Source organism: Ensifer sp. NPDC090286, from assembly GCF_044769565.1.
In the GTDB taxonomy this organism is placed as follows: Bacteria; Pseudomonadota; Alphaproteobacteria; order Rhizobiales; family Rhizobiaceae; genus Ensifer.
On sequence record NZ_JBIVYF010000003.1, the window covers coordinates 1068109 to 1095061 of the forward strand.

The 26953-nt window shown below is 62.9% G+C and carries 27 protein-coding genes; 8 read left to right on the plus strand and 19 right to left on the minus strand.

What is annotated here, in order from left to right; all coding sequences use genetic code 11:
• Positions 1–77: 77 nt before the first annotated feature.
• The 10 genes from ACIQUG_RS20440 to ACIQUG_RS20485 form a co-directional block, all read right to left on the minus strand.
• Positions 78–1064: a type II secretion system F family protein gene (locus ACIQUG_RS20440; RefSeq protein ID WP_043622766.1), complete on the minus strand. Its 987-nt coding sequence runs from the start codon at positions 1062–1064 to the stop codon at positions 78–80.
• Positions 1065–1074: 10 nt separating this feature from the next.
• Positions 1075–2085: a type II secretion system F family protein gene (locus tag ACIQUG_RS20445; protein WP_402323707.1), complete on the minus strand. Its 1011-nt coding sequence runs from the start codon at positions 2083–2085 to the stop codon at positions 1075–1077.
• Positions 2086–2093: 8 nt separating this feature from the next.
• The gene (locus ACIQUG_RS20450; RefSeq protein ID WP_043622771.1) at positions 2094–3560 is read right to left on the minus strand and encodes a CpaF family protein; all 1467 of its coding nucleotides are present in this window, start codon (positions 3558–3560) and stop codon (positions 2094–2096) included.
• A 17-nt stretch (positions 3561–3577) separates the two neighbouring features.
• Positions 3578–4864 carry a CpaE family protein gene (locus tag ACIQUG_RS20455; RefSeq protein WP_402323708.1) on the minus strand — a complete coding sequence of 429 codons (1287 nt, stop codon included), beginning with the start codon at positions 4862–4864 and terminating at the stop codon, positions 3578–3580.
• An 18-nt stretch (positions 4865–4882) separates the two neighbouring features.
• On the minus strand, positions 4883–5578 hold the full coding sequence (locus ACIQUG_RS20460) for a CpaD family pilus assembly protein (RefSeq protein WP_402323709.1): 696 nt from the start codon (positions 5576–5578) through the stop codon (positions 4883–4885).
• A gap of 56 nt (positions 5579–5634) precedes the next feature.
• Positions 5635–7212, minus strand: coding sequence for a type II and III secretion system protein family protein (locus tag ACIQUG_RS20465; RefSeq protein WP_402323710.1), 1578 nt, complete (start codon positions 7210–7212; stop codon positions 5635–5637).
• Positions 7209–8018 carry a Flp pilus assembly protein CpaB gene (cpaB, locus tag ACIQUG_RS20470; protein WP_402323711.1) on the minus strand — a complete coding sequence of 270 codons (810 nt, stop codon included), beginning with the start codon at positions 8016–8018 and terminating at the stop codon, positions 7209–7211. The genes ACIQUG_RS20465 and cpaB overlap by 4 nt, the downstream gene beginning before the upstream one ends.
• Positions 8019–8139: 121 nt before the next feature.
• Positions 8140–8652, minus strand: a complete 513-nt coding sequence (locus ACIQUG_RS20475) for a prepilin peptidase (protein WP_402323712.1) — start codon at positions 8650–8652, stop codon at positions 8140–8142.
• A 114-nt stretch (positions 8653–8766) separates the two neighbouring features.
• Positions 8767–8952, minus strand: a complete 186-nt coding sequence (locus tag ACIQUG_RS20480) for a Flp family type IVb pilin (protein WP_402323713.1) — start codon at positions 8950–8952, stop codon at positions 8767–8769.
• Between the two features lie 31 nt (positions 8953–8983).
• On the minus strand, positions 8984–9169 hold the full coding sequence (locus ACIQUG_RS20485) for a Flp family type IVb pilin (protein ID WP_402323714.1): 186 nt from the start codon (positions 9167–9169) through the stop codon (positions 8984–8986).
• Positions 9170–9426: 257 nt separating this feature from the next.
• Between ACIQUG_RS20485 and ACIQUG_RS20490 the strand changes: the two genes are divergently transcribed.
• The 7 genes from ACIQUG_RS20490 to ACIQUG_RS20520 all read left to right on the plus strand — a co-directional run bounded on the left by ACIQUG_RS20490 (position 9427) and on the right by ACIQUG_RS20520 (position 14906).
• A complete protein-coding gene (locus tag ACIQUG_RS20490; protein WP_043622787.1) occupies positions 9427–9840 on the plus strand; it encodes a pilus assembly protein N-terminal domain-containing protein in 414 nt (137 codons plus the stop codon).
• Between the two features lie 116 nt (positions 9841–9956).
• Entirely contained in the window at positions 9957–10580 is a 624-nt protein-coding gene (locus ACIQUG_RS20495; protein ID WP_192448261.1) for a TadE/TadG family type IV pilus assembly protein, read from the plus strand.
• Between the two features lie 11 nt (positions 10581–10591).
• A complete protein-coding gene (locus ACIQUG_RS20500; RefSeq protein WP_043622791.1) occupies positions 10592–11179 on the plus strand; it encodes a TadE/TadG family type IV pilus assembly protein in 588 nt (195 codons plus the stop codon).
• A 141-nt stretch (positions 11180–11320) separates the two neighbouring features.
• Positions 11321–12541 (plus strand): phosphopentomutase, encoded by a 1221-nt coding sequence (locus ACIQUG_RS20505; RefSeq protein ID WP_402323715.1) that lies wholly within the window; start codon positions 11321–11323, stop codon positions 12539–12541.
• A complete protein-coding gene (locus ACIQUG_RS20510; RefSeq protein WP_402323716.1) occupies positions 12538–13506 on the plus strand; it encodes an adenosine deaminase in 969 nt (322 codons plus the stop codon). The genes ACIQUG_RS20505 and ACIQUG_RS20510 overlap by 4 nt, the downstream gene beginning before the upstream one ends.
• Before the next feature lie 115 nt (positions 13507–13621).
• On the plus strand, positions 13622–14251 hold the full coding sequence (gene upp / locus ACIQUG_RS20515; protein WP_034805105.1) for a uracil phosphoribosyltransferase: 630 nt from the start codon (positions 13622–13624) through the stop codon (positions 14249–14251).
• 130 nt (positions 14252–14381) lie between these two features.
• Positions 14382–14906: a TIGR02281 family clan AA aspartic protease gene (locus tag ACIQUG_RS20520; protein WP_402323717.1), complete on the plus strand. Its 525-nt coding sequence runs from the start codon at positions 14382–14384 to the stop codon at positions 14904–14906.
• On the opposite strand, the gene deoA is transcribed toward ACIQUG_RS20520, so the two are convergent.
• The 9 genes from deoA to ACIQUG_RS20565 all read right to left on the minus strand — a co-directional run bounded on the left by deoA (position 14899) and on the right by ACIQUG_RS20565 (position 25829).
• A complete protein-coding gene (deoA, locus tag ACIQUG_RS20525; RefSeq protein WP_402323718.1) occupies positions 14899–16215 on the minus strand; it encodes a thymidine phosphorylase in 1317 nt (438 codons plus the stop codon). The two genes, ACIQUG_RS20520 and deoA, sit on opposite strands and share 8 nt — an antisense overlap.
• Positions 16212–17018 (minus strand): purine-nucleoside phosphorylase, encoded by an 807-nt coding sequence (locus tag ACIQUG_RS20530; RefSeq protein WP_402323719.1) that lies wholly within the window; start codon positions 17016–17018, stop codon positions 16212–16214. Before ACIQUG_RS20530 ends, deoA begins: the two co-directional genes overlap by 4 nt.
• Positions 17015–17407, minus strand: a complete 393-nt coding sequence (locus tag ACIQUG_RS20535; RefSeq protein WP_043622805.1) for a cytidine deaminase — start codon at positions 17405–17407, stop codon at positions 17015–17017. The genes ACIQUG_RS20530 and ACIQUG_RS20535 overlap by 4 nt, the downstream gene beginning before the upstream one ends.
• 4 nt (positions 17408–17411) lie before the next feature.
• Positions 17412–18383: an ABC transporter permease gene (locus ACIQUG_RS20540; RefSeq protein ID WP_043622808.1), complete on the minus strand. Its 972-nt coding sequence runs from the start codon at positions 18381–18383 to the stop codon at positions 17412–17414.
• Between the two features lie 4 nt (positions 18384–18387).
• Entirely contained in the window at positions 18388–19521 is a 1134-nt protein-coding gene (locus ACIQUG_RS20545) for an ABC transporter permease (protein ID WP_034805123.1), read from the minus strand.
• A complete protein-coding gene (locus ACIQUG_RS20550; RefSeq protein WP_043622811.1) occupies positions 19518–21053 on the minus strand; it encodes an ABC transporter ATP-binding protein in 1536 nt (511 codons plus the stop codon). Before ACIQUG_RS20550 ends, ACIQUG_RS20545 begins: the two co-directional genes overlap by 4 nt.
• Positions 21054–21300: 247 nt before the next feature.
• A complete protein-coding gene (locus ACIQUG_RS20555; RefSeq protein ID WP_402323720.1) occupies positions 21301–23625 on the minus strand; it encodes a heavy metal translocating P-type ATPase in 2325 nt (774 codons plus the stop codon).
• A 94-nt stretch (positions 23626–23719) separates the two neighbouring features.
• Positions 23720–25138, minus strand: coding sequence for a coniferyl aldehyde dehydrogenase (locus tag ACIQUG_RS20560; protein ID WP_402323721.1), 1419 nt, complete (start codon positions 25136–25138; stop codon positions 23720–23722).
• Positions 25122–25829 carry a lysoplasmalogenase gene (locus ACIQUG_RS20565; RefSeq protein ID WP_402323722.1) on the minus strand — a complete coding sequence of 236 codons (708 nt, stop codon included), beginning with the start codon at positions 25827–25829 and terminating at the stop codon, positions 25122–25124. Before ACIQUG_RS20565 ends, ACIQUG_RS20560 begins: the two co-directional genes overlap by 17 nt.
• Positions 25830–26039: 210 nt before the next feature.
• Here ACIQUG_RS20565 and ACIQUG_RS20570 point away from each other — a divergent pair, with 210 nt between their 5' ends.
• Positions 26040–26783, plus strand: a complete 744-nt coding sequence (locus tag ACIQUG_RS20570; RefSeq protein ID WP_402323723.1) for an alpha/beta fold hydrolase — start codon at positions 26040–26042, stop codon at positions 26781–26783.
• Positions 26784–26953: the final 170 nt, after the last annotated feature.

Genomic DNA, 26953 nt, shown 5'->3' on the forward strand with positions numbered 1-26953 from the left:
GCGCGGCATGCCTGTCTACGGCTGCGCACAGGCAATCCTCTGACGATGATTGAGCGCCGGCGGCGGCGCGCCGCTGCCTAGAACTTGTCGGCGACCTGGATGCCCGCCGGTCCGAGAATGACCGCGACCAGCACCGGCAGGAAGAACAGGATCATTGGCACGGTCAGCTTCGGCGGCAGGGCGGCCGCCTTCTTCTCGGCTGCGGTCATGCGCTGGTCGCGGCTTTCCTGTGCAAGCACGCGCAGGGCCTGGGCGATCGGCGTGCCGTAGCGGTCCGCCTGGATCAGCGCCTGGACCACGGATTTGACCTCATCGAGGCCGGTTCGCTGACCGAGATTTTCAAGCGCAACCCGGCGCTCGGGCAGGAACGACAGTTCCGCCGTCGTCAGCACCAGCTCTTCCGCAAGCTGCTGCGACTGCGACGCCACTTCGTCGGCGACGCGGCGCATGCCCAGTTCCATCGACACGCCCGATTCGACGCAGATCAGCAGAAGGTCCAGCGCGTCCGGCCAGGCCCGGCGTATAGACGCCTGGCGCTTGGAGATCGCATTGGTCACGACGATGTTCGGCGCGTAGAAGCCCAGATAGGCAAAGCCGATCGCGAAGAACAGCCGCACCATGAACGGTTTGTCGACAAAGTTGCCGAGCACGAAGATGTAGACGAGCGCGACCAGCAGGAACAGGAAGGGCAGGCAGAAGCGCGCGAACAGAAAGGTGTTGAGCGCGTTCTGCGAGCGGAAGCCGGCCATTTTAAGCCGGTTGACGGTGTTGTCGTCGACGAGCGCGGAACGCAGATTGAGGCGTTCGACGATCTGCCGAATGGAGGCGTTGTTCTGCCCGCGCAGGCTTGCCCTGCCGTTCTGTACCTCGGCGGCAAGCCGCGCGCGTTCGCGCGCCCGGATCTGCTCGCGCTCGGTGGCAACGGACTTCATCCGCTTGCCGAGGTCGCCGCGATCGAACAGCGGCACGATCAGCGAATAGAAGGTCGCGAGCACGGCGAGCGAAACCAGGACGGCGATGACGACGTTCGGATCGGTCAGGGTCTTGATCAGGTTCGTGCTCATCGACGCCCCCTCAGATGTCGAAGTTGATCATGTTGCGCATCACCCAGATGCCGATGCTCATCCAGAACAGGCCGGCACCGATGATCAGATGACCGCGCGGGTCGGTGAAAAGCACCATCATGTAGGCGGGCGATGTCAGGTAGACCAAGAGCGCGACGATGAACGGCAGGGCGCCGATGATGCAGGCCGAGGCTTTGGCTTCCATCGACATGGCGCTGACCTTTGCCCGCATTTTCTTGCGCTCGCGCAGGACCTTGGACAGGTTGCCTAGGGCTTCCGAGAGGTTGCCGCCCGCCTGCGCCTGGATGGCGATCACGATGGCGAAGAAATTCACTTCCGGCAGAGGAATGCTGTTGACCATGCGGGCGCAGGCCTCGGTCACGCTCAGGCCCACCTGCTGGGATTCGACCACGCGGCGAAACTCGGTCTTGACCGGTTCCTGACCGTCGGCGGCGATGAGACGCAACGCGTCGTTCAAGGGAAGGCCCGACTTGATCGAGCGGACCATGACCTCGAGCGCGTTCGGGAACTCCTCGAGAAACTTCTTGCAGCGCCGCTTGATCAGGTAGCCGATGAACCAGCGCGGCAGGCCGAGACCGGCGACCAGACCAAAGCCGGCGGCAATGGCAAGCCCGGCCCCCGCCATCAACACGACAAGAAAAGCAAAAAAGCCGAACAGTGCACTGAACAGATAGAAGCGCCCGATAGAGATCGACAGGTCCGCCTGTGTCAGACGCACCTTCATCGAAGGGGCAGTCTTGGCTGAGCGCTCCTGCTGTTTCTTTTCCAGCTCCTTCAGCGAATCCTGGACGGATTTTCGCCGTTTCGACAATTCGCTCACGCGGTCGCGTGCGGCCTTCATCTTGGCGCGGTCGGTTTCCGCTGCGCTGATCTTGCGCACGCGGCCTTCCGCCTTCTTTTCGCTTTCGATGCGCGAGAACAGCAGGCCGTAGGCAAGCGCCGCCGCCGCTATGGCGACGAGGGCCGCGAGTGCCAGAACGGTGATGTCTATCCCGAACATCGCAGCTCCTAGCCCTTGTCCATCGCGTCGAGGGTCGCGGCCAGGCGCTTGTCCTCGTTGAAGTAACGGGCACGATCCCAGAAATGCGGCCGGCCGATGCCGGTCGACATGTGGCGGCCGATAATCCGTCCGCCGGCGTCTTCACCGTCAATCTCGTAGCGCATCAGGTCCTGGGTGATGATCACGTCGCCTTCCATGCCCACCACCTCAGTGATGTGGGTGATGCGGCGGGAACCGTCGCGAAGGCGGGACGCCTGGATGATCACGTCCACCGATCCGGCGATGATCTCACGCACGGTCTTTGCCGGCAGCGTATAGCCGCCCAAAGCGATCATCGATTCCATGCGGCTCAGGCATTCGCGCGGTGTGTTGGCGTGGATAGTCCCCATCGAACCGTCATGGCCGGTGTTCATCGCCTGCAGCAGGTCGAAGACTTCCGGGCCGCGCACTTCGCCGACGATGATGCGTTCGGGCCGCATGCGCAGGCAGTTCTTGATGAGATCGCGCATGGTGATCTCGCCTTCGCCTTCGATGTTCGGCGGGCGGGTTTCGAGGCGTACGACATGCGGCTGCTGCAATTGCAGTTCGGCCGTGTCTTCGCAGGTGATCACCCGCTCATCCGTGTCGATGTAGCGCGTCAGGCAATTGAGCAGCGTCGTCTTGCCCGAACCCGTGCCGCCCGAAATGACGATGTTGCAGCGGACGCGGCCGATGATCTGCAGGAGAACAGAGCCCTCTTGCGTGATTGAACCGAAGCGGACCAACTGTTCGAGCGTCAGCTTGTCCTTCTTGAACTTGCGGATGGTCAGCGCCGTGCCGTCGATGGCGAGCGGCGGGGCGATGACGTTGACGCGGGACCCATCCGGCAGGCGCGCGTCGCAGATCGGGCTCGATTCATCGACGCGACGGCCGACCTGGCCGACGATGCGCTGGCAGATCGAGAGAAGCTGCGCGTTGTCGCGAAACCGGATTTCCGATTCCTGCACCTTGCCGGAAACTTCGATGAAGGTCTGACCGGCACCGTTGACCATGATGTCGGCGATGTCGTCGCGGGCAAGCAGCGGCTCGAGCGGACCGTAGCCCAGAACGTCGTTGCAGATATCGTCGAGCAGTTCCTCCTGCTCGGAGATCGACATCGCGAAATTCTTGATCGTGATGATGTCGTTGACGATATCGCGGATTTCCTCGCGCGCGCTCTCCGTATCGAGCTTGGCGAGCTGCGACAGGTCGATCGTGTCGATCAGCGCGGAAAAGACCTGCGATTTGGTGTCGTAATAGTCTTCCGTTCGCGCCTGCCGCCGCCTTGCCGGTGGGGCTGGTGTCGGCGATCTAGCGCCAGCGGAGGGCGTATCGGCGAGAACCGGAACGGCACGCTCGACCACCGGCGCTTGCACCGCAGCCACGATCGGCGGCGGGGCGGAAACCGGGGTGCCGCCGCCTTTACCGAATCCTTCGTTTCCGCGCTTGCCAAACATCTGCGTAATCCTACGTCCTATTTCCTGCCGAGTGCTGCGAGCATCTTGCCAAGGCCGCCGCGCCGGGCCTTCTTCATCGTCACGCGGCCGGTCAGAAGATGTGCGAGCTGCGAGAAGGTTTCAGCGGCCGGCGCTTTCTTGTCGATTTCGGCAATCATCCGCCCGCTGTTCGAAGCGTTGCCGAACAGGGCCGCGTCGAAGGGAATGATGGCTGCCGCTTCGATTTCCAGCGAATCGCAGAACTCGTTAGCGGCAATCTCCGGCCGCTTCGGCATGCCGACCTGGTTCAGCACCAGATGGGGCGGCTTGTCGTTGGGGCGCAGCCTCTTCATGGCATCGAGCAGGTTCTTGGTGTTGCGCAGGCTGGCAAGGTCGGGGATCGCCGTGATCACCACCTCGTCGGCTTCGCCGAGTACGGAGCGCGTCCAGTCCGTCCACAGATGCGGGATGTCGAGAACGGAAACCGGAGCGCTGCGTTGCAGGATCTCGAGGATCGGGTGGAAAGCTCCGGTCTCGAAATCATAGGCGCGGTCGAGCATCGACGGTGCAGCAAGCAGCGACAGGTGCTCGGAGCATTTGGTCAGCAGGCGATCGAGGAACACCTCGTCCAGGCGCTCCGGTGCAAAAACCGCTTCGGCAATGCCCTGCGGCGGATCCTGGTCGAAATCGATGTTGGCCGTGCCGTAGGGCAAGTCGAGATCGGCGAGAATGGTCTCGGTCGAGAACAGGCTGGAGATGCCCCAGGCGCAATTGTGCGCGATCACGGACGATCCGCAGCCGCCCTTCGCACCGATAAAGGCGATGCTTCGCCCCAAGGGTTCGGCATCCGGGTCGACGAAGATCGCCGAAACGGCCGTGAGAATATCCGGCATCGATACCGGCGCGACCATGTACTCGGAAATGCCGTTGCGGATGAGTTCGCGGTAGAGCCCGATATCGTTGTGCTTGCCAACGAGGATCACCTTGGTGCTGGGGTCGCAGACCTCAGCCAGCGGCGCCAGTTCCGTCAGCAGCGACCGCGGCTCCGTCGCCGTCTCGAGAATGATCAGGTTGGGCGTCGGTACGGTCGCAAACATGTTCGCGGCGGTATCGATGCTGCCACTGTTGATGCGCAGGCTCACCTTCGCCATGCGCCGATCCTGCCCGCAGCGCTCCATCAGCCGAAGCATCGCGTTGCTTTCGCAAAACGCGTGGATCGAAATCCGCGGCAACGGCCGAACCTGCTCCAGATCGCTCATACGTGCATCGAAGGACGGGTCTTCGCCCTCTACGCCAGTCTCGATCCTGTAATCGATGGTACTCATCTTTTCATCCAGCCGATATCAGTTGAAGGTGATGACCGTGCCGTCCTTCTTCTCGGTTCCACGCCAATCCGTGATCACCTTGCCGCGCTGCTCGGCGTCGATCGGCGACATCTGACGGGGACCGAGCAGATCCGTCGGGTTGGCGACCTGTGCGGCGAGGTTTGATTGCGTGGCGCAGCCGAAGTTGTAGTAGTTCTTGTTTTCCATGGTGTTGAGGTTCAGATCCTCCGGCCAGGTGCCGCAAGGTCCCGTCTGCGCCGTGATCGCCACATAACTCAGACGGATGGGTGCGGCATCGCCGTAGGGTCCGGCGTCATAGCTCGTCTCCAGCAACCTTTTTTTCGGCACGCCGGCGCTCGCCAGCACGCCGCGGATCTCCCGGCGCATCGCCTGGGCTGCGTGGCTGTTGGCAGCCCCCCGCGGCATCATGATCTGCACGACCCCGCTTGCGGAATTGCGATAGTCGGCTGCAAAGCCGGCGATGACATCGCGCGTGCCCTGGGTAAGACGGCGATCGCCCGAGGCAATCGGGATGTCGATGACCCGCTCCCCTTCGGCAAGCACGATCGGATGCCGGGTGCGGTAGTCGTCGGGTATGGAGCCGGTCGCCAGATTGTCCCGCGTGCCGCAACCGGCAAGCAGGGCACCGGCCAGCACCAGGACGGCCGCCCGGCTCGTGCGACGGATGAATGTTCCTGAGGGACCTGAGGACATGGCGTTCGGCCTTTCGGAATTCGCGTGAGAATCGGTTCGAAGCGTCATGACCCAGCCTATTTGTAGATGAAGCCAACGTTGCCGTGGTAACGGCCCGCTGGAGCCGCCGCTTCCGGACGGCCGTAGATGCGGTTCACGCGACCGAGGAAGTAGCTGTCGAGATCGTTGGCCGGATTGAAGTTGTCGTCAGGCCGGGAGATCGCGCTTCTGGCAACCGGACGGACCAGATAAGGCGTGGCGATGATGACCAGCTCGGTCTCGTTACGCACAAAGTCCTTGCTGCGGAACAGCGTGCCGAGGACCGGGATCTTCGAAGCGCCCGGCAGGCCCGACATCGCCTGGCGAATGTTGTCCTGAACCAGGCCGGCGATCACGATCGAGCCGCCGGAGGGGAGTTCGACGCTGGTCGATGCCTCACGCTTGCGGATGCCGAGAAAGGTGTTTCCGGGGATCGTGTTCTTGCCGTTTCCGGTAACGACGGACCCCTCGTAGGTGGGCTCGGAAACGTTTGTCTCGATCTTCAGGCTAATGCGGCCGGGCCCGAGCACGACCGGCTTGAAGTTCAGACGGATGCCATATTCGACATCGTTGACTTCGCGTGTAACTTTATCTTCGCCGGTCTTATCATCAGTCGTGACTTCCTGGGTTCCGGGCAGGCGGAACTCACCGCCGACGTAGAACTTGGCTTCTTGGCCTGAAATCGCCGTCAGGCTCGGCTCAGCCAGCGTCCGCATCACGCCCGCCTGCTCCATCGCATTGATGTAGCTGGAGATCATCGTACCACCGACCGTCTTGTTGATGATCGCGTTCACGCCGACGCCGACCGCATCGCCGAGGTTGGCCGGGTTTCGGAAAGCAATCCCGCTTTCGCCATCGCCAATGCGGCCGTTGAAGCCAAGCTGCTTCAGCACCTGGCGGCTAACCTCGGCCACGGTGACCTTGAGATTGACCTGATCGTCGCCATCGATGGTCAGGAGATTGACGATCTGCGACACCTGCCGGTCTTCGGCGAAGATATCGGCGTCACCATTGTTGCCCTGGGCCGTGATGTTGCGCGTGGTCGCCTCACCGCCCTGAAGGAAGGCCTTGGCAAGGTCGACGGCGCGGTTGGAATCGAGCGGCGTGCGCACGGTGCCAGTCAGCACGATGTTGTCCGAGACGATCTCGACATTGATATCGGCATCCGGAATGAAGCGGCGCAGGTTGGACTGAAGGTTGGAGACATCGCGCTCGACCTCGATGTCGAGGGAGACGATCTCCTCGCCATTGGGACCGAAGACGAAGATGTTGGTCTGGCCGACGGACTTGCCGAACAGGTAGATGCGCCGCGAGGTGCGGGTCACGGCGTCGGCGAGCGACGGGTCGGCGACGAGGATATCATGCGCGTCCGCTGGCAAGTCGACGACCACGGCCTTGTTCAAACCGAGGCTGACCTTCTTCTTCACGCCCGGGCCGCTTTCGACGATGCGGACGACCGAGGACGCGCCGGCAAAGGCTTCCGTCGGCGCCGGCAGATACATGCCGGTAACCGCCAGGCAGAATGATAGGCCAGCTGCGACAGACGCCCGAAATTTGTTTCCGCTCCGCTTCACCTTATGCCCCGTGCTCACCTGGTTCCTGCCCGTGTCTATCATTGCTGCGTCTGGCCGACCGTGCCATCGCTCTTGACGATGGAGCCGGACTTGATGACCTGAATGTTCGGTTGGCCGTCGCCGCTCAGCAGATAGTCTGCTGCATCCGTGTCAGGCTCCTGTGCGTCGGCGACGCTTCGAAGCGCCAGCGAAATGCGTTCCGCCATCTGCTGTGCGACCGTCATCACCTTCGACTGGTCAGGCGTAAGTTCCAGCGTGGCCGTGGTTCCGACCACCGCCTTGGTGCCGTCATCCTTTTCCTCGACCTGCTGGTCGATCGCGAGCACACGCACATTGCTGAGCACGGTTTCGGTCAGATAGAGTTCGCCGTCACCTTTGCGCACCATGATCACGTCGACGCGGTCGTTCGGCAGGATGAAGCCGCCGGCACCGGTGGCGACCGTGATTTCTGTCGCAACGGCGCGCTTACCCGCTGGGAGCAGCGACGACATGATGCGGTTGGACGAATCGGCCACCTTTTCGTGGCGCACGGGTTCGCCGTTGAAGATCGGCAGGCGCACAACCGCGCCGGTCAGATCGTCGATCGCAGTCGGCTGGTTTTCTTCGGTGATGATGCCATCGACCACGCCGTCCTTCGGCCAGGCCATCCATTGGACGCTGTCGCCGCCCAGTCGCGATCCGACGGGCAGGCTCTTGCTGGCGACAAGCACGTTGACGGTGGGGGCACGCTCGACGACCGGTTCAGCCATCTGCGGCGCAGGCGCGCCTGTCAGCCTCATCGCCAAAAGACCGGCCATCGCAGCCGAGAGAACGGCCACTGCCAGTATGATGATGCGAACCGGTTTCATGATTGTTTCCGAGCCCCGAAAAAATGCCAGGGTCAGATTGATCAGGAATTGGTGTAATTATGGTTAACGGATTACTTATGAGCGCAGTTAACGAAAGTTGACCAGCCGGCCGCGTGACCTTTCAGGACAGCCGCGCGAAGGCCGCCTCCATCAGCGGCGACGAGGGATAGGCGGCAAAGCCCCCAAGCGCGATCGCGATCCCGTAGGGAACTTTCTTGGCGGTAAGCAGCAGCTGCGGGAAAGGAATGCCGCTCGCAAGGATCGTATGCTCCTGCCGGCGCAACAAAAGCACCGCGAGCGTCAACAGCCCACCGAAGATCGAGACATAGAGCAGGAAGGCCGTCAAAGACGGCGTCAGGCCGAACCAGATGGCACTGGCCGTCAGCAGCTTCGCGTCTCCGCCCCCCATCACGTTCGTCGCAAACAGGGCAAAACATGCGGCAAAGACTGCGGCGGCTGCGAGCAGATGCAGGCCGATTTCCGGAAGCCCCAAGCCAGACATCGGCGCCACCAGGAAAAAGGCGCCAAGCAGGATCACCGAAACACGGTTCGGGATCGTCATCGTCAGCAGGTCGGAAAACGCCGCGAATCCCAGACAAAAGGGAAAAACCACGAAAATGGCGGCTTCAATCATGTTTCCTGCCTCCGAAATGAGAGCAAACAATCTGCGATGCCTGCTGGCTTCCAGATAACAATAGAGCCGCCTTTTGGGGGCGGCTCTATTGCAGGTTCTTGCGAAACCTATTCGTTAGAGCTTGCCGGCCGTGCTCGTCGTGATCTTCCCGCCAACTCCATTCAGGGTGGAATTGAGCGAGTCACCGAGCGTGCTTGCACCGGCAATCAGGGCAACGGAGATGAGGGCCGCGATCAGGCCGTATTCGATAGCAGTCGCGCCGGACTCATCCCGAAGCAGGCGGCGGAAAATCTTCGTCATGCGAATTTCTCCTCGCTTGCCTTTAAGCCGATTAAAGCTTGCCGGCCGTGCTGCTGGTCAGCTTGCCACCAAGGCCGTTGAACGTGGTGTTCAGCGAGCTGCCGAGGGTGCTTGCACCAGCAATCAGCGCAACCGAGATGAGGGCTGCGATCAGGCCGTATTCGATGGCGGTCGCGCCGGACTCGTCCTTCATCAGACGGGCAAAAATCTTCTTCATGATGATTCTCCTACTTCACGTTTGTTGTTCAGCACTTCCGCCAACTGTTGCCGTTGATCGGATGAACCCCAAACTAGTCCTGGCGCATTGCCATCGACTTAAAGAAGGCGGTTACCTGAAGGTTAACGAAGCGTCCCTGATTTTTGGGTAAACGAACAGAAAACGACGAGGCCTCCGCAAAGCCTCGACGGGGCCGACTTAACGGTTCATTCACCAAGACAAGGGAGTATGGCGTGAACATCACCTAGGGACCCGCCATGACCACGCCATTCGCGACCGGCCGAGCCGCCATATTCGCATTCGCGATCGCTGCCCTTGCTCCATCGGTTGCCGCCGCGGCCGAGAGCGACATGATGCGCGTGTATATGGATCACGCGCGCGTACTGAAGCTCGATCGCCCGGTCAGCAAGGTCATTATCGGCAATGCCGAGGTTGCGGACGCAACGGTTGCCGACGCCCGTACGATCGTGATTACCGGCCGCAACTTCGGAACCACCAACCTGGTCATCCTCGATCAGGACGGAAACGCCATCGTCGACGAGCGCATCCTGGTGTCGATCGACGAAGGCAACACCGTGCGCGTCTACAAACAGACGTCCCGCACCGTGCTCTCCTGCACACCAAATTGCGAGCGTCACGCCGAACGCAAAACCGCAGGTAGCACCAATTGATTTTTATGGGTTCCAAGCCGGTGATTCGTTAAAATACACATCACCCCTGAGAACGAAATATCAATGGTTGCTCCATAATCTGCCGCCCGTCTGGCGTAACATGATGGGACGGCGCAATGAACATCGAGCAGGGCACAGGGCGGCCGAGCGGGGCCGAAAAAAGGCGAAAAGGCATCTTCAGCCGCTTCCTTCGCAACCGCAAAGGCACGACGAGTATCGAGTTCGCCATTCTTGCGCTTCCCTTCTTCGTGGTGATCTTCGCGTCGCTCGAAACCTTCGCCGCCTTCTACGGCGACCAGCTCCTTGCGAATGCGACGGAGACGATGGCGCGCAAGGTCCGCACCGGTCAGATCACCTTCCAGCAGGGAAAACAGACCGACATGAGCGAGGCGCAGTTCCGCCAGGCGTTCTGTGAAGAGATCTCGGTGCTGATGAAATGCTCGGCGACCGAAGCCGGCCAACCCTCGCAATTCTATCTGGACGTCAGAGCGGTCGCCGATCTCAGCAAGTTTCCCGTGCTGATCCCGCGCAAGACCGATTCCACCGACATCGACACGACCGGCTTCAAGTTTGCCCCTGGCGGTCCCGGCTCGTTCAACGTGCTTCGCGCCTATTATCGCTGGAGCGTCTTCACGGACCTCGTCAGGCCGTTCATCACCAACCTGCGGCCAGCCGGGTCAAGCATGCCGAAGGACTATCTCATGGTGGCGACCGCCACCTTCCGAAACGAGAGCGAGTGAGGCGCCCTGCGATGTCGTATTCCGCGTTAGAAATCCTGCGCCTCAAGCCGATCACCAAAACTCTTGGCGCGCTTCGGCGCGACAAGAGCGGTGTCGGTGCGGTCGAATTCGCGATGGTCGCCCCGCTTTTGGTGGTGGCTTATCTCGGCGCCTTCGAACTTTCGGTCGGCTTTACCGTTGCCGGCAAGACCGCACGCGCCGCAAGTGCTACGGCCGACGTCGTCGCGCAGCAGACGGAGGTCAACAAGGCCTTCCTCACCAATGTGTCGAACATCGCAAAGAGCATCCTGGCGCCCTACGGGAACACCAACTACACGCTGAAGATCAGCGGCATCGCGGTCACGAACACCAATGAGGGCACGATCCTGTGGTCGCGCGATCAGGCAGGCGCCACGCCCTATGCCGTCAATACCAAGGTTTCGCTGCCCGCCCAGTTCACGGCGACCAACTCCTTCGTCATTCGCACGGAACTGACCGTACCGCATGAACTCCTGCTCTATGCGCCAAGCCTTCAGGCGACGGCAAAGACCATCGATCTCTCCAAGACGGCCTACTTCCACGCACGCCTCTCCCAGCCGATAAAATGCTCGGATTGCTGATCGGACGGGTGTCCGACGCAATTGCATTGAACAACAAGCGGCGCTATCCCTTCGAGATTGCGCGGGTGCCCAAGAGGGCGCGCCTGCGCTTTTCCGTAGGTTTCGGGCCGCAATCGCTGCGCGCCCGCTGTCAGGTGCATCATGGCGCGTGCCTTTCTATTCGTTCTCGATTCCTTTGGCATAGGCGGGGCGCCTGACGCCGAAGCCTTCGGCGATCTCGGTGCCAATACGCTTGGCCATATCGCCGAGTTCTGCGCTATCGGCGCTGCCGACCGGCCAGGCTTGCGTGAAGGCCCGCTCAGCCTGCCAAACATGTCCGCGCTTGGACTGATCCACGCGGCAAAGCTTGCGACCGGCACCGTTCCCCAGGGCATGCCTGTGCCCAATCGCGTCTATGGCGCCTATGGCGCGGCAAGCGAGGTATCGCGCGGCAAGGACACGCCCTCCGGTCATTGGGAAATCGCCGGAACACCGGTCATGTTCGACTGGGGCTACTTCTCCGCCGAAGGCGACGCCTTTCCGCCGGAGCTCGTCGAAGCGATCTGCCGCGAGGCCAACATTCCCGGCATTCTCGGCAACTGCCACGCCTCCGGCACCGACATCATCGCCCGCCACGGCGAGGAGCATATGCGCAGCGGCAAGCCGATCTGCTACACCTCGTCGGACTCGGTCTTCCAGATCGCAGCGCACGAGCAAAGCTTCGGCCTCGACCGGCTGCTCGAGCTTTGCCTGATCGTTCGCCGCCTGCTCGACGACTACAATATCGGCCGCGTCATCGCCCGCCCCTTCGTCGGCACGAGCCCGCAGACTTTTGTGCGCACCGGCAACCGGCGCGACTTTTCGGTGCTGCCGCCCGAGCCGACGCTCCTCGATCGGCTGGTGGAGGCGGAGCGTACGGTTCACGCGATCGGCAAGATCGGCGACATCTTCGCCCACCAGGGAGTGACGAAGCTGACCAAGGCCGACGGCAACATGGCGCTCTTCGACGCCAGCCTCGCGGCCATCGACGAGGCCGAGGACGGCAGCCTGGTCTTCACCAATTTCGTCGATTTCGACATGCTCTACGGCCATCGCCGCGACGTTGCCGGCTATGCGGCGGCGCTCGAGGCCTTCGACGCACGCCTGCCCGATCTCGACCGGCGCCTGCAGCCGGGCGACATCGTCATCCTGACGGCCGACCATGGCTGCGATCCGACCTGGCGCGGCACCGACCATACGCGCGAGCGCGTGCCGGTGCTGATGTTCGGGCCGTCATTGCGCAGCCGCTCGCTCGGCATTGCCAACACCTTCACGCATATCGGCGAAACCGTCGCCAAGCATCTCGGCATCGCGCCGGGCCACCATGGGAGAAGCCTCATTTGACCGCACATCTGAAGAAGGCGGAGCTGCATTGCCACATCGAGGGCGCGACGCCGCCCGAACTGGCTCTGGCCCAGGCCGAGAAATACGGCGTCGACACCAGCGCAATCATCCGCGACAAGGCCTATGTCTGGGAAGACTTCACCAGCTTCGTGAAGTGCTACGACGCCATCGCCTCGCTGTTCAAGACCGAAGAGGACTACGCGCTGCTCGCGGAAGCCTATCTGACGGAACTCGCCGAAGCGGGCACGATCTATAGCGAGATAATCGTTTCGCCCGACCACGGCAACACGATCGGCCTGGGTGCCCACGCCTATCTCGAAGGCCTTGCGGCCGGCATGGAAGCGGCCCGGCAGAAGACCGGCATCGAATCGCGCATGCTGATCACCGGCATCCGACATCTCGGCCCGGAATCGGTAATCAAAACGGCCGAGTTCGCCGCCAAGCGCGAGCACAAGCTCGTCACCGGCTTCAACCTCGCCGGCGAGGAACGCATGCACAAGGTCGCCGACTTCGCGCGCGCCTTCGACATCGTGCGTGATGCCGGCCTCGGTCTGACGATCCATGCGGGCGAGCTGTCCGGCGCCTTCAGCGTGCGCGACGCGCTCGACCACGTGCGCCCGTCGCGCATCAGCCACGGTGTGCGGGCGATCGAAGACGCGGATCTGGTGCGGCGCCTGGCGGACGCCGGCGTGGTGCTCGAGGTTTGCCCCGGCTCCAACATCTCGCTTCAGGTCTTCCCGGATTTCGCGTCGCATCCGCTGCGCGCACTGCACGAGGCCGGCGTGCGCGTCACGCTCAACTCCGATGATCCGCCGTTCTTCCACACGTCGCTCGCCCAGGAATACGACATCGCCTCCGCGGTGATGGGCTTCAGCGACGCTGAGATCAACGGCATGACCAGGACCGCGATCGAAGCCGCCTTCGTCGACGAGCCGACGCGTAAGCTGCTGCTGGCGCGGATCTAGGGCACAGGTCGCGATTTGCCGGCTGGGGATGACGGTCTCCCGCCGGCCAATACCCTTGCGGCGGCGACGCATTCCATGGAAAAAGGACGGATACAAAAATCCGGAAAGGTGAGCCATGAACGGCGTTACAGTGATCGATCATCCGCTTGTGCAGCACAAGCTGACCATCATGCGCAAGAAGGAGACCTCGACTGCGGGTTTCCGCCGGCTTCTTCGGGAAATTTCGACGCTGCTCTGCTACGAGGTGACGCGCGATCTCGAACTGACGATGGAGCGCATCGAAACGCCGCTGCAGGAAATCGACTCGCCGGTCCTCGAAGGCAAGAAGCTTGTCTTCGCCTCGATCCTGCGCGCCGGCAACGGGCTGCTCGAAGGCATGCTCGAACTGGTGCCTTCCGCCCGCGTCTCCCATATCGGCGTCTATCGCGACCACGAGACGCTCGAAGCGGTGGAATACTACTTCAAGGCACCCGAGAGCCTGTCAGAGCGCCTGATCATCGTCGTCGACCCGATGCTTGCCACCGGCAACTCGTCGATCGCAGCCATCGACAAGCTGAAGGAACGCGGCGCCAAGAACATGCGCTTCCTCTGCCTGCTCGCCGCGCCGGAAGGCATCCGCAACTTCCAGAGCGCGCACCCGGACGTGCCGATCTTCACGGCCTCGATCGACAGCCACCTGAACGAACTCGGCTACATCATGCCCGGTCTGGGTGATGCGGGCGACCGCATGTACGGCACCAAGTGATTTGCTGATCCTTAACCAGGATCTGAAGTCGATGAAAAAACCGCCGGATCCCGGCGGTTTTTTTATGCCCTCTTAGGCGTCATCCGTTCTACTTGGGCGAGCATATCTGTTCGATCGAGAGGTGATGTCCATGCTCGCCCGTCTGCTTACATTGGCCGGTGTGGCTGCGCTTGCGGCGATGCTGGTGCCTCACTTCGCGACGAGCGTCCTGACACAGGCCGACAGCAACTCGGCCGTCGAAACGACGCCTGCCGCGCCGGCCATGACAGCGAAATACGCGACAGGACGCAGCGTCGTGCTCGACGCGGACGGAAGGGGACATTTCTTCGGCACGTTTCGCATCAACGGCCGCACCGAACGCGGGCTGGTCGACACGGGCGCCAGCGCCATTGCCATCAACATTTCAACCGCGCGCCGGCTGGGCATCTCACCGAGCTCGCTCTCGTTTGCCTCCCGCGTCAGCACCGCCAACGGGGTCATCGAAGCGGCTCCGACCATGCTGAGCCGGATCGAGATTGGCGGTATCGTGGTGCGCGACGTGCAGGCGCTTGTGCTGCCGGACAAGGCGCTTTCCGGCACGCTGATCGGCATGACGTTCCTCAACCGATTGTCGTCCTTCCGCGTGGAGGACGGCGCCCTGCACCTCGTCAGGTGATCTTGGCCAGGATCGGAGACCTCGTCTCCGGCTCGACGTCGTCGATCGTGTAGAGTTCCAACAGGCGTCGCCGGGCCGCTTCCGCAGCCCCCTGGTCGGCCGCGTGAACGAAGGCGATCAGATCGCCCTTCTCGACCCGCGTTCCAAGCGGCTTCAGGGCATCGAAACCGACGCGATGATCGATCCTGTCGTCCGGATGCGAACGCCCGCCGCCAAGCGCGATCACGGCCATGCCCAGTTCCCGCGTCTCGCAGGCAGCCAGATAGCCGGATTGCTCGGTCTCGACCGGCAGGATGACCGGCGCACGGCCGAGATAGGCGACCGAGCGCTCGACGAAATCCGCCGGTCCACCCAGCGCATGGACCATTTTCCCGAAGCGTTCCAGCGCTTCTCCGCTGCCAAGCACCTTGCGCGCCTGGGCTTCGCCCTGTTCGGCATCGCCGGCAACGCCGCCCGCCACCAGCATTTCGGCGGCAAAGGCGAGCACGACCGTTTCAAGCCGTGTTCCCTTCTTCTCGCCCCGGAGGAAAGCCAGGCAGTTGTCGATCTCCAGCGCATTGCCGGCCGCGTCTGCCAGCGGTTCGTTCATGTCGGTTAGAAGTGCGCAGGTGCGCACGCCGGCGCCGTTGGCAACGTCGACCAGCGAGCGCGCCAGGATCTCGGCCTCGCGCGTGTCGCTCATGAAGGAACCGTTGCCGAGCTTGACATCGAGCACCAGCGACTGAAGGCCGGCCGCGAGCTTCTTCGACAGGATCGAGGCCGTGATCAGAGGTACCGAATCGACGGTCGCGGTGACGTCGCGGATCGCATAGAGGCGTTTGTCGGCAGGCGCGAGATTGGCGGTCTGGCCGATGATCGCGCAGCCGATCTCGTCGACCGCGCGGCGGAAAACAGCCGCCGACGGCTGGATATCATAGCCGGGTATGGATTCGAGCTTGTCGAGCGTGCCGCCGGTGTGCCCGAGGCCACGCCCTGATATCATCGGCACGGCGAGCCCGCAGGCAGCAACGATCGGCGCCAGCATCAGCGAGACGTTGTCGCCGACGCCGCCGGTCGAATGCTTGTCGGCAATCGGGCGTGAAATGCCACTCCAGTCGAGCGTCTCGCCGCTGTCGCGCATCGCCAATGTCAGCGCGACGGTCTCCTCGCGACTCATGCCGGAGAACCAGATCGCCATGGCGAAGGCGGCGACCTGCCCTTCGGAGATCGAACCATCCGACAGGCCGCGAATGAAATCCGCGATCTCGGCCGGGGCGAGGTGCTCGCCGTTGCGCTTGCGTCTGATGGTTTCCTGCGGAAGCATCGTCACCCGCGCACCGCGTCGGTGGCGATCATGTCTGCGAGGATCGCGGCGAGCCGCTTGCCGCCGACCGGCGCCATGTCCTTGGTCTCGTGATGGCTGATTTCGCCGCCGGTCATGCCGGCACCGAAATTGGTGATGACAGAGGCGGCAACGACGCGGAGGCCGAAGAAGCGTGCGAGGATGACTTCCGGAACCGTAGACATGCCGACGGCATCGGCGCCGAGGATGCGCGCCATGCGGATCTCCGCCGGCGTTTCGAAGCTCGGGCCGGAAAACCACATATAGACGCCGGCGAGAAGCGGAATGCCGAGGCGTTCGGCGCTCTCCTGCATTCGCCCCGCAAGCTCTGCATCATAGGCATTGGTCATGCCGACGAAGCGATCGTCGCTTTCGACGCCGATCAACGGGTTGAAGCCCGAATAGTTGATGTGATCGGAGATCCGCATCACCGATCCCGGCGGCAGATCCTCGCGCAGCGACCCGGCGGAATTGGTCAGCACCAGGCATTCGATGCCGAGCGCCTTCAAGGTCTCCAACGGGCCGCGCATCGCATTGGCGTCGCCCTGTTCGTAGTAGTGAACCCGGCCGGAGAGCATGACAACGGGCACGCCCGAGAGCGTTCCGGCCACGAGCTCGCCGGCATGACCGGAGACGCTGCTGACCGGGAAGCCGGGGATTTCGGCGTAGGAGAGGCGCAACGTCTCGTCCAAAGCCTCGACCAGCGAACCGAGGCCGGAGCCGAGCACGATGCCATAGCGCGGAGACAGGCCGCCAAGCCGGGCCTTCAACAGTTCAGCGGCCGCGGTCATCCCAGAATCTCGGTCTCGAAGCTGTGCGGAAGGAGATCGGATAGCGCCAAGGTCTTCTTCACCCCGGTCTCGTCACAGAGGAAGATGCGCGTGCTGGCGCCGGAAAATTCCGCCAGCCGCTGACGGCAGCCGCCGCAAGGCGGGCAGAGCGCCAGCTTCTCGGCGATCACGGCCACTTCCAGGATCTTGCGCTGGCCGGCCATGACCATATGGCTGATCGCGGTGGTCTCGGCACACCATCCCTCGGGGAACGACAGGTTTTCGATGTTGGCGCCGGTATAGATCTTGCCGTCCTCGGCGCGGATCGCCGCGCCGACCGGAAATTTCGAGTAGGGCGCATGCGCCTTGGCCATTGCGTCGCGCGCGGCTTCGAACAGTTCCTTTTCCATGGTTCTAGCGCTCCTTCACATAGGGGACGCCGCCGGCCTTCGGCGGGATGGCCTTGCCGATGAAGCCGGCAAGCAGGATCACGGTGAGGATGTAGGGCAGCGCCTGCATCAGCTGCACCGGCACCTGGCCGATCAACGGCAGCGGATTGCCCTGCAGGCGGATGGCGAGCGCATCAAGGAAGCCGAAGAGCAGGCAGGCGAGCATGATGTTAAACGGCCGCCACTTGGCGAAGATCAGCGCTGCAAGCGCGATATAGCCCTTGCCGGCGGTCATGCCCTTGACGAAGCCGGCGGTCATGGCCAGCGACAGATAGGCGCCGGCAAAACCGCAGAGAATGCCGCAGCAGATCACGGCGCGATAGCGCATCCAGATCACCGAGATGCCGGCGGTGTCGACCGCGCCCGGGTTCTCGCCGACCGCGCGCAGGCGCAGGCCGAAACGGGTGCGGTAGAGGATCCACCAGCTGATCGGCACCATGGCGAAGGCGACGTAGGTCAGGATGAAATGCCCGGAAAGCAGGTCCGAATAGATCGGGCCGAGGATCGGGATTTCCCGGATGCTGTCGGCATAGGGGAAGGTGATCGTCTGGAAGCGCGCGCCTTCGCCGAGCGCCGGCGTGCGGCCACCCTGGCGGAACCAGGCTTCACCGAGAATGACGGTCGAGCCGGCGACGATGAAGTTGATGGCGACGCCAGAAACGATCTGGTTGCCGCGCTGGGTGATCGAGGCATAACCGTGCACCAGCGACAGCGCGATCGAGATCAGGATGGCGGCGAGCAGCCCCATCCAGACGGATTGGGTGACGGCAGCAACAGCGCCGGCGGCAAAGGCCGCCCCAAGCATCTTGCCTTCAAGGCCGATGTCGAAGATGCCGGCGCGCTCGGTAAAGAGCCCTGCCAGCGCTGCGAAGATCAGCGGGACGGATACGCGGATGGTGGACTCGAGGAGCACCACGATAACGTGGAAGAAATCCATGGCTTCAAGCTCCCTTGGTCTGTGCCACGACGGCCGCACGGCGGCTCTGCATCGCAAACAGCCGGGCAATCGCCGGCCTGAACATGTTTTCGAGTGCACCGGCAAAGAGAATGACGAGACCCTGGATGATGACGATCATGTCGCGCGAGATCGACGGCATTTCGAAGGAGATCTCGGCTCCGCCCTGGTAGAGCATGCCAAAGAGGATGGCCGCCGGGATGATGCCCGCCGGATGCGAGCGGCCCATCAGCGCCACGGCGATGCCGACGAAGCCTGCGCCCTGCACGAAGTCGAGCTGCATGCGCCCCTGTTCGCCCATGATCGGATTGAGCGCCATCATGCCGGCAAGCGCACCCGAGATCATCATGGTGATGACGGTAATGCGGCTCTCGCTCATGCCGGCGTAACGTGCTGCCGAAGGGCTGTGGCCCATGGTGCGCATCTCATAGCCGAGCTTGGTGCGCCAGATCAAAAGCCAGACGCAGAAGGCCGCGACCAGCGCCAGCAGAAACGAGACGTTGAACGGCGCCGTGCCGATATCGAGGCCAAAGATCGCGAGCAGCCAATCGAGCTTGGGCAGTTGCCCCCCTTCGGCGAAGGTCCGCGTCTGCGGCGACATGGAGCCAAGCGGCTTCAGCACGCGCGTCAGCAAGTAGACCATCAGGCTCGAGGCGATGAAGTTGAACATGATCGTCGTGATGACGATGTGGCTGCCGCGCTTGGCCTGCAGCCAGCCCGGCAGGAAGGCCCAGGCGGCGCCGAAGAAGGCCGATCCGAGGATCGCCAGCGGGAAGACCACGAACCAAGGCATCGTCTGGTCGAGCCAGAGGCAGGCAAGGGCCACCCCGATGCCGCCGACATAGGCCTGGCCTTCGCCGCCGATGTTGAAGAGGCCGGCATGGAAAGCCACCGCAACGGCAAGACCGGTGAAGATAAAGGTGGTGGCGTAGTACAGCGTAAAGCCGAGATATTCGCCGCGGCCGAAGGCGCCGTTGATCAGGTGATAGGCCGCCTCCAGCGGGTTTTCACCGACGAGCAGCACGACGAGACCGGCGACGAGGAAGGCAACGGCGAGGTTGACCAGCGGGACGAGGCCGTATTCGACCCAGCCCGGAAGCTTAGCATAGGGGGTGCTCATTCTGCGGCCTCCTTGCGGCCTTCAACGCCGGCCATCAGCAGGCCGAGTTCGCCCTCGGTCGCATCCGGATCGCGCTCGCCGACGACACGGCCGGCAAACATGACGAGGATACGGTCGGACAGGGCGCGGATTTCATCGAGTTCCACGGAGACCAAAAGGACAGCCATGCCCTGGTCACGCATCTCGATGATCCGTCTATGGATGAATTCGATGGCGCCGACATCGACGCCGCGCGTCGGCTGGCCGATGATCAGCACATCAGGCCCGCGCTCCATTTCGCGCGCCAGAACGATCTTCTGCTGGTTGCCGCCGGAGAAATTGGCGGTCTTCAACCGCGGATTCGGCGGTCGGATGTCATATTCGGCGATGCGCTGCTCAGCGTCCTTGCGGATCGCATCGACGTTCAGGAAGACGCCGTTGAGGTAACGCTTGTCGTGATGGTAGCCGAGGATCGCGTTTTCGCATTCCTCGAACTTCAGGACGAGGCCGACATGATGGCGGTCTTCCGGCACGTGGGCGAGACCACGGTTGCGCAGTTCGGAAGGGTCGGCGCGGCCGGTAACATCGATCGGCTTGCCGTTCAGAAGCACGGAGCCCGATACGGCCCGGCGGATACCGGAAATCGCTTCGAGCAGTTCGGACTGGCCGTTGCCGGCAACGCCGGCGATGCCGACGATCTCGCCCGCCCTCAGGTTGAGCGAGACGTTGTCGACCATGGTGACGCCGCGGCCGTCCTTGACCGTCAGCCCCTCGACGGCGAGCTTCACCTCGCCGGGCTTGGCTTCGCCCTTTTCGACACGCAGCAAGACGCGACGGCCGACCATGAGTTCAGCGAGCTCTTCCACCGAGGTCTCGGCCGTCGTACGCGTCGCGACCATCTCGCCGCGGCGCATGACCGACACCTCGTCGGTGATCGCCATGATCTCGCGCAGTTTGTGGGTGATGAGGATGACGGTCTTGCCCTGGTTCTTCAGCTGTTCGAGCACCCGGAAGAGGTGGTCGGCCTCGGCCGGCGTCAAGACGCCGGTCGGCTCGTCGAGGATCAGGATATCGGCCCGGCGATAGAGCGCCTTCAGGATTTCGACGCGCTGCTGCAGACCAACGGGCAGTTCTTCGATGACGGCATCCGGATCGACTTCCAGCGCGTATTCGCGCTCCAGCCGCTTCAATTCCACGCGCGCCTTGGCGATGCCCTTGTTGAGGATCTGGCTGTCCTCGGCGCCGAGCATGATGTTTTCCAGCACCGTGAAATTCTCGACCAGCATGAAGTGCTGGTGGACCATGCCGATGCCGGCGGCGATCGCCGCATTCGGATCACGGATCGCGACGGGTTTTCCGTCGACGAGGATTTCACCGCTATCGGCCTGATAGAAGCCGTAGAGGATCGACATCAGGGTCGATTTTCCCGCACCGTTTTCGCCAATGATGCCGTGGATCGTCCCTTTGCGGACTTTTAGATTGATGTTCTTGTTGGCGTGGACCGGACCGAAACTCTTGTCGATCCCACGCAGTTCGATGGCAATATTGTCCATATTGGCCTTGCGATCCCCAAACTGGCCCGCTTCGGCATTCTTCCCAGAAACCGTGCCGGCGATTTTTTTACCATTTGGTCTAAGTTTATCATCGATTTTTCGGGGCGAAAGCCCTCAACCGTGATCTCCTTATACTCTCATCAGATCGCTGGTGAGAGTCCAGCGTGAATATACACAGGCACTTGGACGCGAAAAACCGGCGACAACGGGTGCCGCCGGTCCTTCGTCTTAGGAGTTATGGTGGTTCTCAGGCGGCTCGCACGGGCCGAAGCAACCTGAGGGCATTCATCGTGACGAGAACGGTGGCACCGGTGTCGGCGAGGATCGCCGGCCAAAGGCCGGTGACGCCGATGATCGTCGTCACGAGGAAGACGGCCTTCAGACCAAGCGCAATCGTGATGTTCTGTACGATGTTGCGCATCGTCGAGCGGGAGAGCCGGATCATCGCCGCAACGTCGCCCACGCGGCCGTGCAAGACCGCCGCGTCCGCCGTTTCCAGCGCCACATCGGTGCCACCGCCCATGGCGATACCGATATCGGCCGCGGCCAGCGCCGGCGCGTCGTTGATGCCGTCGCCGATCTTGGCGACATTGAAGCCTTCCGCCTTCAATTCGCGCACGATGCGTTGCTTGTCCTCGGGCAGCAGCTCAGCGCGGACCTCCATGCCGAACTGGCGGCCGATCGCTTCGGCCGTGCGGCGGTTGTCGCCGGTCAGCATGACGACGCGCAGGCCGGCATCGGTGAGCGCCTTCACACCCGCGGCCGCATCCGGCCGGGGCTCGTCGCGCATGGCGATGGCGCCGGCAATTACGCCACCGGCCACCAGCACCGAAACAGTCTTGCCTTCATCGTTGAGTGCCGCGACGCGCGTTTTTTCGTCGGGCGTCATTGGCGTCCGCTCGGCGGCCGCCTTGGGCGAACCGAAGAAGAGTGCTGCGCCTTCGACCGTGCCTTCCAGCCCCTTGCCGCCGACCGCGTTGACGGTTGCGATGTTGGGAATCGCAACGCCATCGGCCGTGCTGCGCTCCAGAATGGCCCGGGCAAGCGGGTGGCTCGATCCCTGCTCCAGCGCGGCCGCGAGGCGCAGAACGTCGGCCTCCGAGCGGCCGAAGCCGACGATATCCGTCACCTTCGGCTTGCCTTCGGTCAGCGTTCCGGTCTTGTCGAAAGCGGCGGCCGTGACCTTGCCGACATTCTCAAGCACGGCACCACCCTTCATCAGCAACCCGCGACGGGCGCCGGCCGAAAGGCTGGCGGCGATCGCTGCCGGCGTCGAGATGACCAGCGCGCAAGGGCAGCCGATCAAGAGGATTGCAAGCCCCTTGTAGATCCATTCATCCCAGGAGCCGCCCCAGAGAAGCGGCGGCAGCACGGCGACCAACGCCGCCACGACGACGACACCCGGCGTGTAGTAACGCGAGAAGCGGTCGATGAAGCGCTCGGTCGGCGCCTTGCTTTCCTGGGCTTCCTCCACCATGCGGACGATGCGCGCGATGGTGTTGTCGGCAGCGGCGGCCGTCACCCGCACGCGCAGCGCGCCGGAACCATTGACGGTGCCGGCAACGACGGTGTCGTCGACCTCCTTGCGCACCGGCGTGCTTTCGCCGGTCACCGGCGCTTCGTCGACGGCGCTTTCGCCGGAGAGAATGACGCCATCGGCCGGAATGCGGTCGCCGGGGCGAACGAGAATGACGGCGCCGACGCTCAGCGTCTCAGCGGGAACCTCATCCAGCCGCCCGTCACGCTCGACGAAGGCGGATTTCGGAACGAGGGCCGTCAGCGACTGGATGCTGGCGCGCGCCTTGCCGGCGGCCACGCCTTCCAGCAGTTCACCGACCAGGAAGAGCAGGACGACCATCGCCGCCTCCTCGGTCGCACCGATGAAAACCGCGCCGATCGCGGCGATCGTCATCAGCATCTCGATCGAAAACGGCGTGCCCATGGTTGCGGCGACAAAGGCGCGCCGCGCGATCGGCAGCAGACCGACGAGCATGGCCAGCGTAAAGATCCAGGGCTCGGTCGCCGGGATCGTCTTGCCGACCGCATAGGCAGCAATCAGCGCCAGGCCGCTGGCGATCGTCAGCTTGCCCTTGCCCGACTTCCACCAGGGACCGCTCGTCGGGCCGTGGTCATGACCATGAAGTCCCATCGCGGCTGCGGCCGCCTCACTCTTATGGCCGGCGTTGCCTTCGTGATGATGGGCGTGATCATCGTGTCCGTGGTCGTGATCGTGATCGTGATCGTGACCGCTGTGATCGTGGTCATGGCTATGGTCATGATCGTGCTCATGATTGTGATCGTGCCCGGAGCAAACATGGGCCGTCTTCCGCTCCTGCGCCTGGCCTGCCTGGATCGGATGCAAACGATAGCCGAGCTTTCCGACCCTGCTCACGATCGATGTCGAAAGATCGTTCTCGTCGGCAAACTTGACCGACATGGTGCCCGCCGACACAGAGACCGATACGTCCTCGACGCCCGAAAGCCTGCGCACTGCCGTATCGATTTTGGACGCGCAGGACGCGCAATCCATGCCTTCGACGCGATAACGGGCTTCCCGAATAGTGCTCGCCATAACCTGCTCCTTGCAAATTCTGAAGCAAGGCTACGACCTCTAGCAACTAGAGCTACAAGGCCAAATTGCCGCCTGAATGCAGATTTTTGGCGAATTATCGTGACAGGAAGCGAATGACCCAGTCGGCGATACCCCGATAGGGTGGTTTCACCAGGTCGCTCGGCGCGGGATCGAGCTTCCTCAGGACCGGCATCGCCTTGGAGAAGGTCAGGAAGCCGTCGCGCCCGTGATAGTGGCCCATGCCGCTGGCGCCGATGCCGCCGAAGGGCAGGTCGTTACAGCCGAACTGATACAGCGTGTCGTTGACGCAGACGCCGCCAGCGACGATGCGCGACAGGACGGCTTCGATTTCAGCCCTGTCGCGGCTGAAGCAATAAAGTGCAAGCGGGCGGTCGCGATCGCCCACATAGGCGATGGCCTCCTCGATGGAAGCGTAGCTGACGATGGGAAGGATCGGCCCAAATATTTCCTCGCCCATGACGGCGCTGTCGTGGTCCGGATCAAGCACGATGGTCGGCATGAGGACGCGTTGCCGCGCGACGACTTCCACTGCCTCGTCGAGAAGCGAAACCACCGGATGGCCGCGCCCCTCGGCGTCCGCAATCAGCCGCTTTAGGCGCTCGTACTGTGCGTCGTTGATGATCGACGTGTAATCGTCGAGACCGCGTTTCGACCGGTAGCGCGCGGCAATCTCGCGCTTCAGCAGTTCCATGAAAGCATCCCGCTTGCTCTCATGGATCAGCACATAGTCGGGCGCGATGCAGGTCTGGCCCGCGTTGAAGAACTTGCCGGTTGCAATACGGGCGGCGGCCTTGGCGAGGTCCGCGTGCTCGCCGACGATCGCCGGCGACTTGCCGCCGAGCTCCAGCGTGACGGGCGTCAGGTTCTGCGCCGCCGCTGCCATCACCTTGCGGCCGACGGCAGTCGAGCCGGTGAAAAAAAGGTGATCGAAGGGCAGCGCCGAGAAGGCCGCCGAAAGCTCGGCCGGCCCCAAGGCGACCGCCACCCGCGTCTCGGGAAAGACGTCGGCAAGCAGCGAGCGAAGGAATTCCGCGGTGCGCGGCGTGTGTTCCGACGGCTTCAGGTACACGTGGTTACCGGCGGCGATCGCTGCCACCAGCGGGGCCAGCGCCAGATTGACCGGATAGTTCCACGGCGAAATGATGCCGACGACGCCGAGCGGCACGTACCGCACCTCGGCCTTCGCCGGCCACAGCTTCCAGCCGGCCTTGCGACGCTCCGGCCGGACCCAATGTTTGAGCTTTGCCAGCGTGTGGTCGATTTCCGAAAGCACGACGCCACCTTCGCCAAGCAAGGTCTCATGCCGGGCGCGGTGGCCAAAGTCCTGGTCGATTGCTTCGCACATCTCCTCCATGCGGGCGCGCAGGCGATCCCTGAGCCGGCTCAGGTCTGCGCGGCGTTGCTCGACGGACGGCCGTTCGTCGCGCCAGGCCGCGCGCAGTCCGTCGAAAGTGGCACGGAGGTGTGAAGTATTGTCAGCGGCTGTGGTCATCGGTCGAGCGGGCAAAAAACCATTGAGCTGCGTAATAGGTGCCGAGCACCCAGAGCGCGTTGAAGGGGATCGCGAAGCGGAAGCGACCATAGGCGAGAATGCTGTCGCTGATCAGGAACAACACGCCGCCATAGGCGGCGAACCGTGCTGCCGTCGCCCGAGGCGTTCCCGAAAGCTGCCGGGCGCGGGAGATGGCCTGGGCCGCCATGACACCGAGCGCCAGTGCATAGACGATGACGGGAATGCGCATCTCCGGCGGGAGCGAGGTCCAGAGCCCGCCGACGACGGCGAGCGCGACGAGTGCAAAGGCGGCGAAGATAGCTTTGCTATCGGCAAATCTGGCGTCGCGGGTGAGCGCATAGATGTAGGCGCAATGGGTCAGCAGGAAGCAAATGAGGCCGGCGAGGAAATAATCACCCGGCAGCATCAGGAAGACATCGCCAACTGCCGCAAAGACAAGGCCGATCGCCACGGCCCAGGCATAGGCACTGTTTGTTTGGGAGATCGTTCGCAACACTACGACGAGAAGCAGCAGGGTCGCCGTCGGCTTGGTCAGATAATGCAGCCAGCGCCAGAAAGAATCGTCCGAGGCGGAAAGCAGGCTGCCGAGGATTGCCAGGCCGGCACAGACAAAAAAGAGCGCGTAGGCGGGTCGATTTCGCCGAACGTCCAGGGTTCCCTGATAACTCATGCGACGCCACTCCCCCGCCCTGTCCGGGCCGCGTTTGGACTCCAATTCACCGCGATAGTTTCTATTTTTGCGCGATTGTCCAGCGCGGTGCGCGACATCAAGAACGACCACGCTTTCCCGATGGTATGCGATCCGCCATCGCCCATGTGATGAACCGACTTTCTCGCGGCCGGATTGGCCTTTCGCCGGCGGCGGGCCCATAGTGCGTTCATGATCGCCAGTCCCGCCAGCCTGCCGCAGCCAAAATCAGGCCCCGAACTTCTGTTGTTGCACGCTTTGCCGCTCGACGGCTCCATGTGGGCGAAGCAGATGCATCTTTTGCCTGACGCAACGTATGCGCCAAGCCTCTATTGCGCAGGCGACACCCTTCACGCTTGGGCGCGAGCCGCGCTCGAGCCGGTCAAGGGCGACAACATCATCGTGGTCGGCTGTTCCGTCGGCGGATCCTGTGCACTCGAGGTCGCGATGATCGCGCCGGAACGGGTATCTTCTCTCGTGCTCATTGGTACGAAAGCGAGACACCGGCCCGATCCGGCTTTCCACGCACGCGCTCTTCGGGTGATCGAGGAGGATGGCGTGGAGGCGGCCTGGGAAACCTACTGGGCGCCGTTGTTTTCACGCGCCACGAGCGCCGCCGTCATCGACCAGGCGAAAAGGATGGCAACGCGGCACTCACCCGGTGAGATCGCCCGCGGGGTCAGCGTGTTCCACACAAGACCGAGCCGGGATGATTGCCTCTCCGCGTTTCCCGGCCGTGTCACGATCGTAAGCGGTGCGGACGACGTTGCTCCCGGGCCAAAGATCAGCGCCTCCCAGGCAGAAGCCGCCCTCGATGGACATCTGGGTATCATCCCCGAGTGCGGTCATTATGTACCCTTGGAGCGCCCCGGCGCACTCAATCGGATACTGGCTGAGGTAATCGCGGCGCAGCGGCGGGAGCCAAGAACCCGTTGATGGGGTGCTGGCGACGCGACTTGGCGCTGTTTGTTTCGCCTTTTGGTGCGGCGTCAACTTCGTCTCTAGAACGCCGAAAGCCCGCCGGATTTCTCCGAGCGGGCTTTTTTGATTTGGTTGCGGGGGCAGGATTTGAACCTGCGGCCTTCAGGTTATGAGCCTGACGAGCT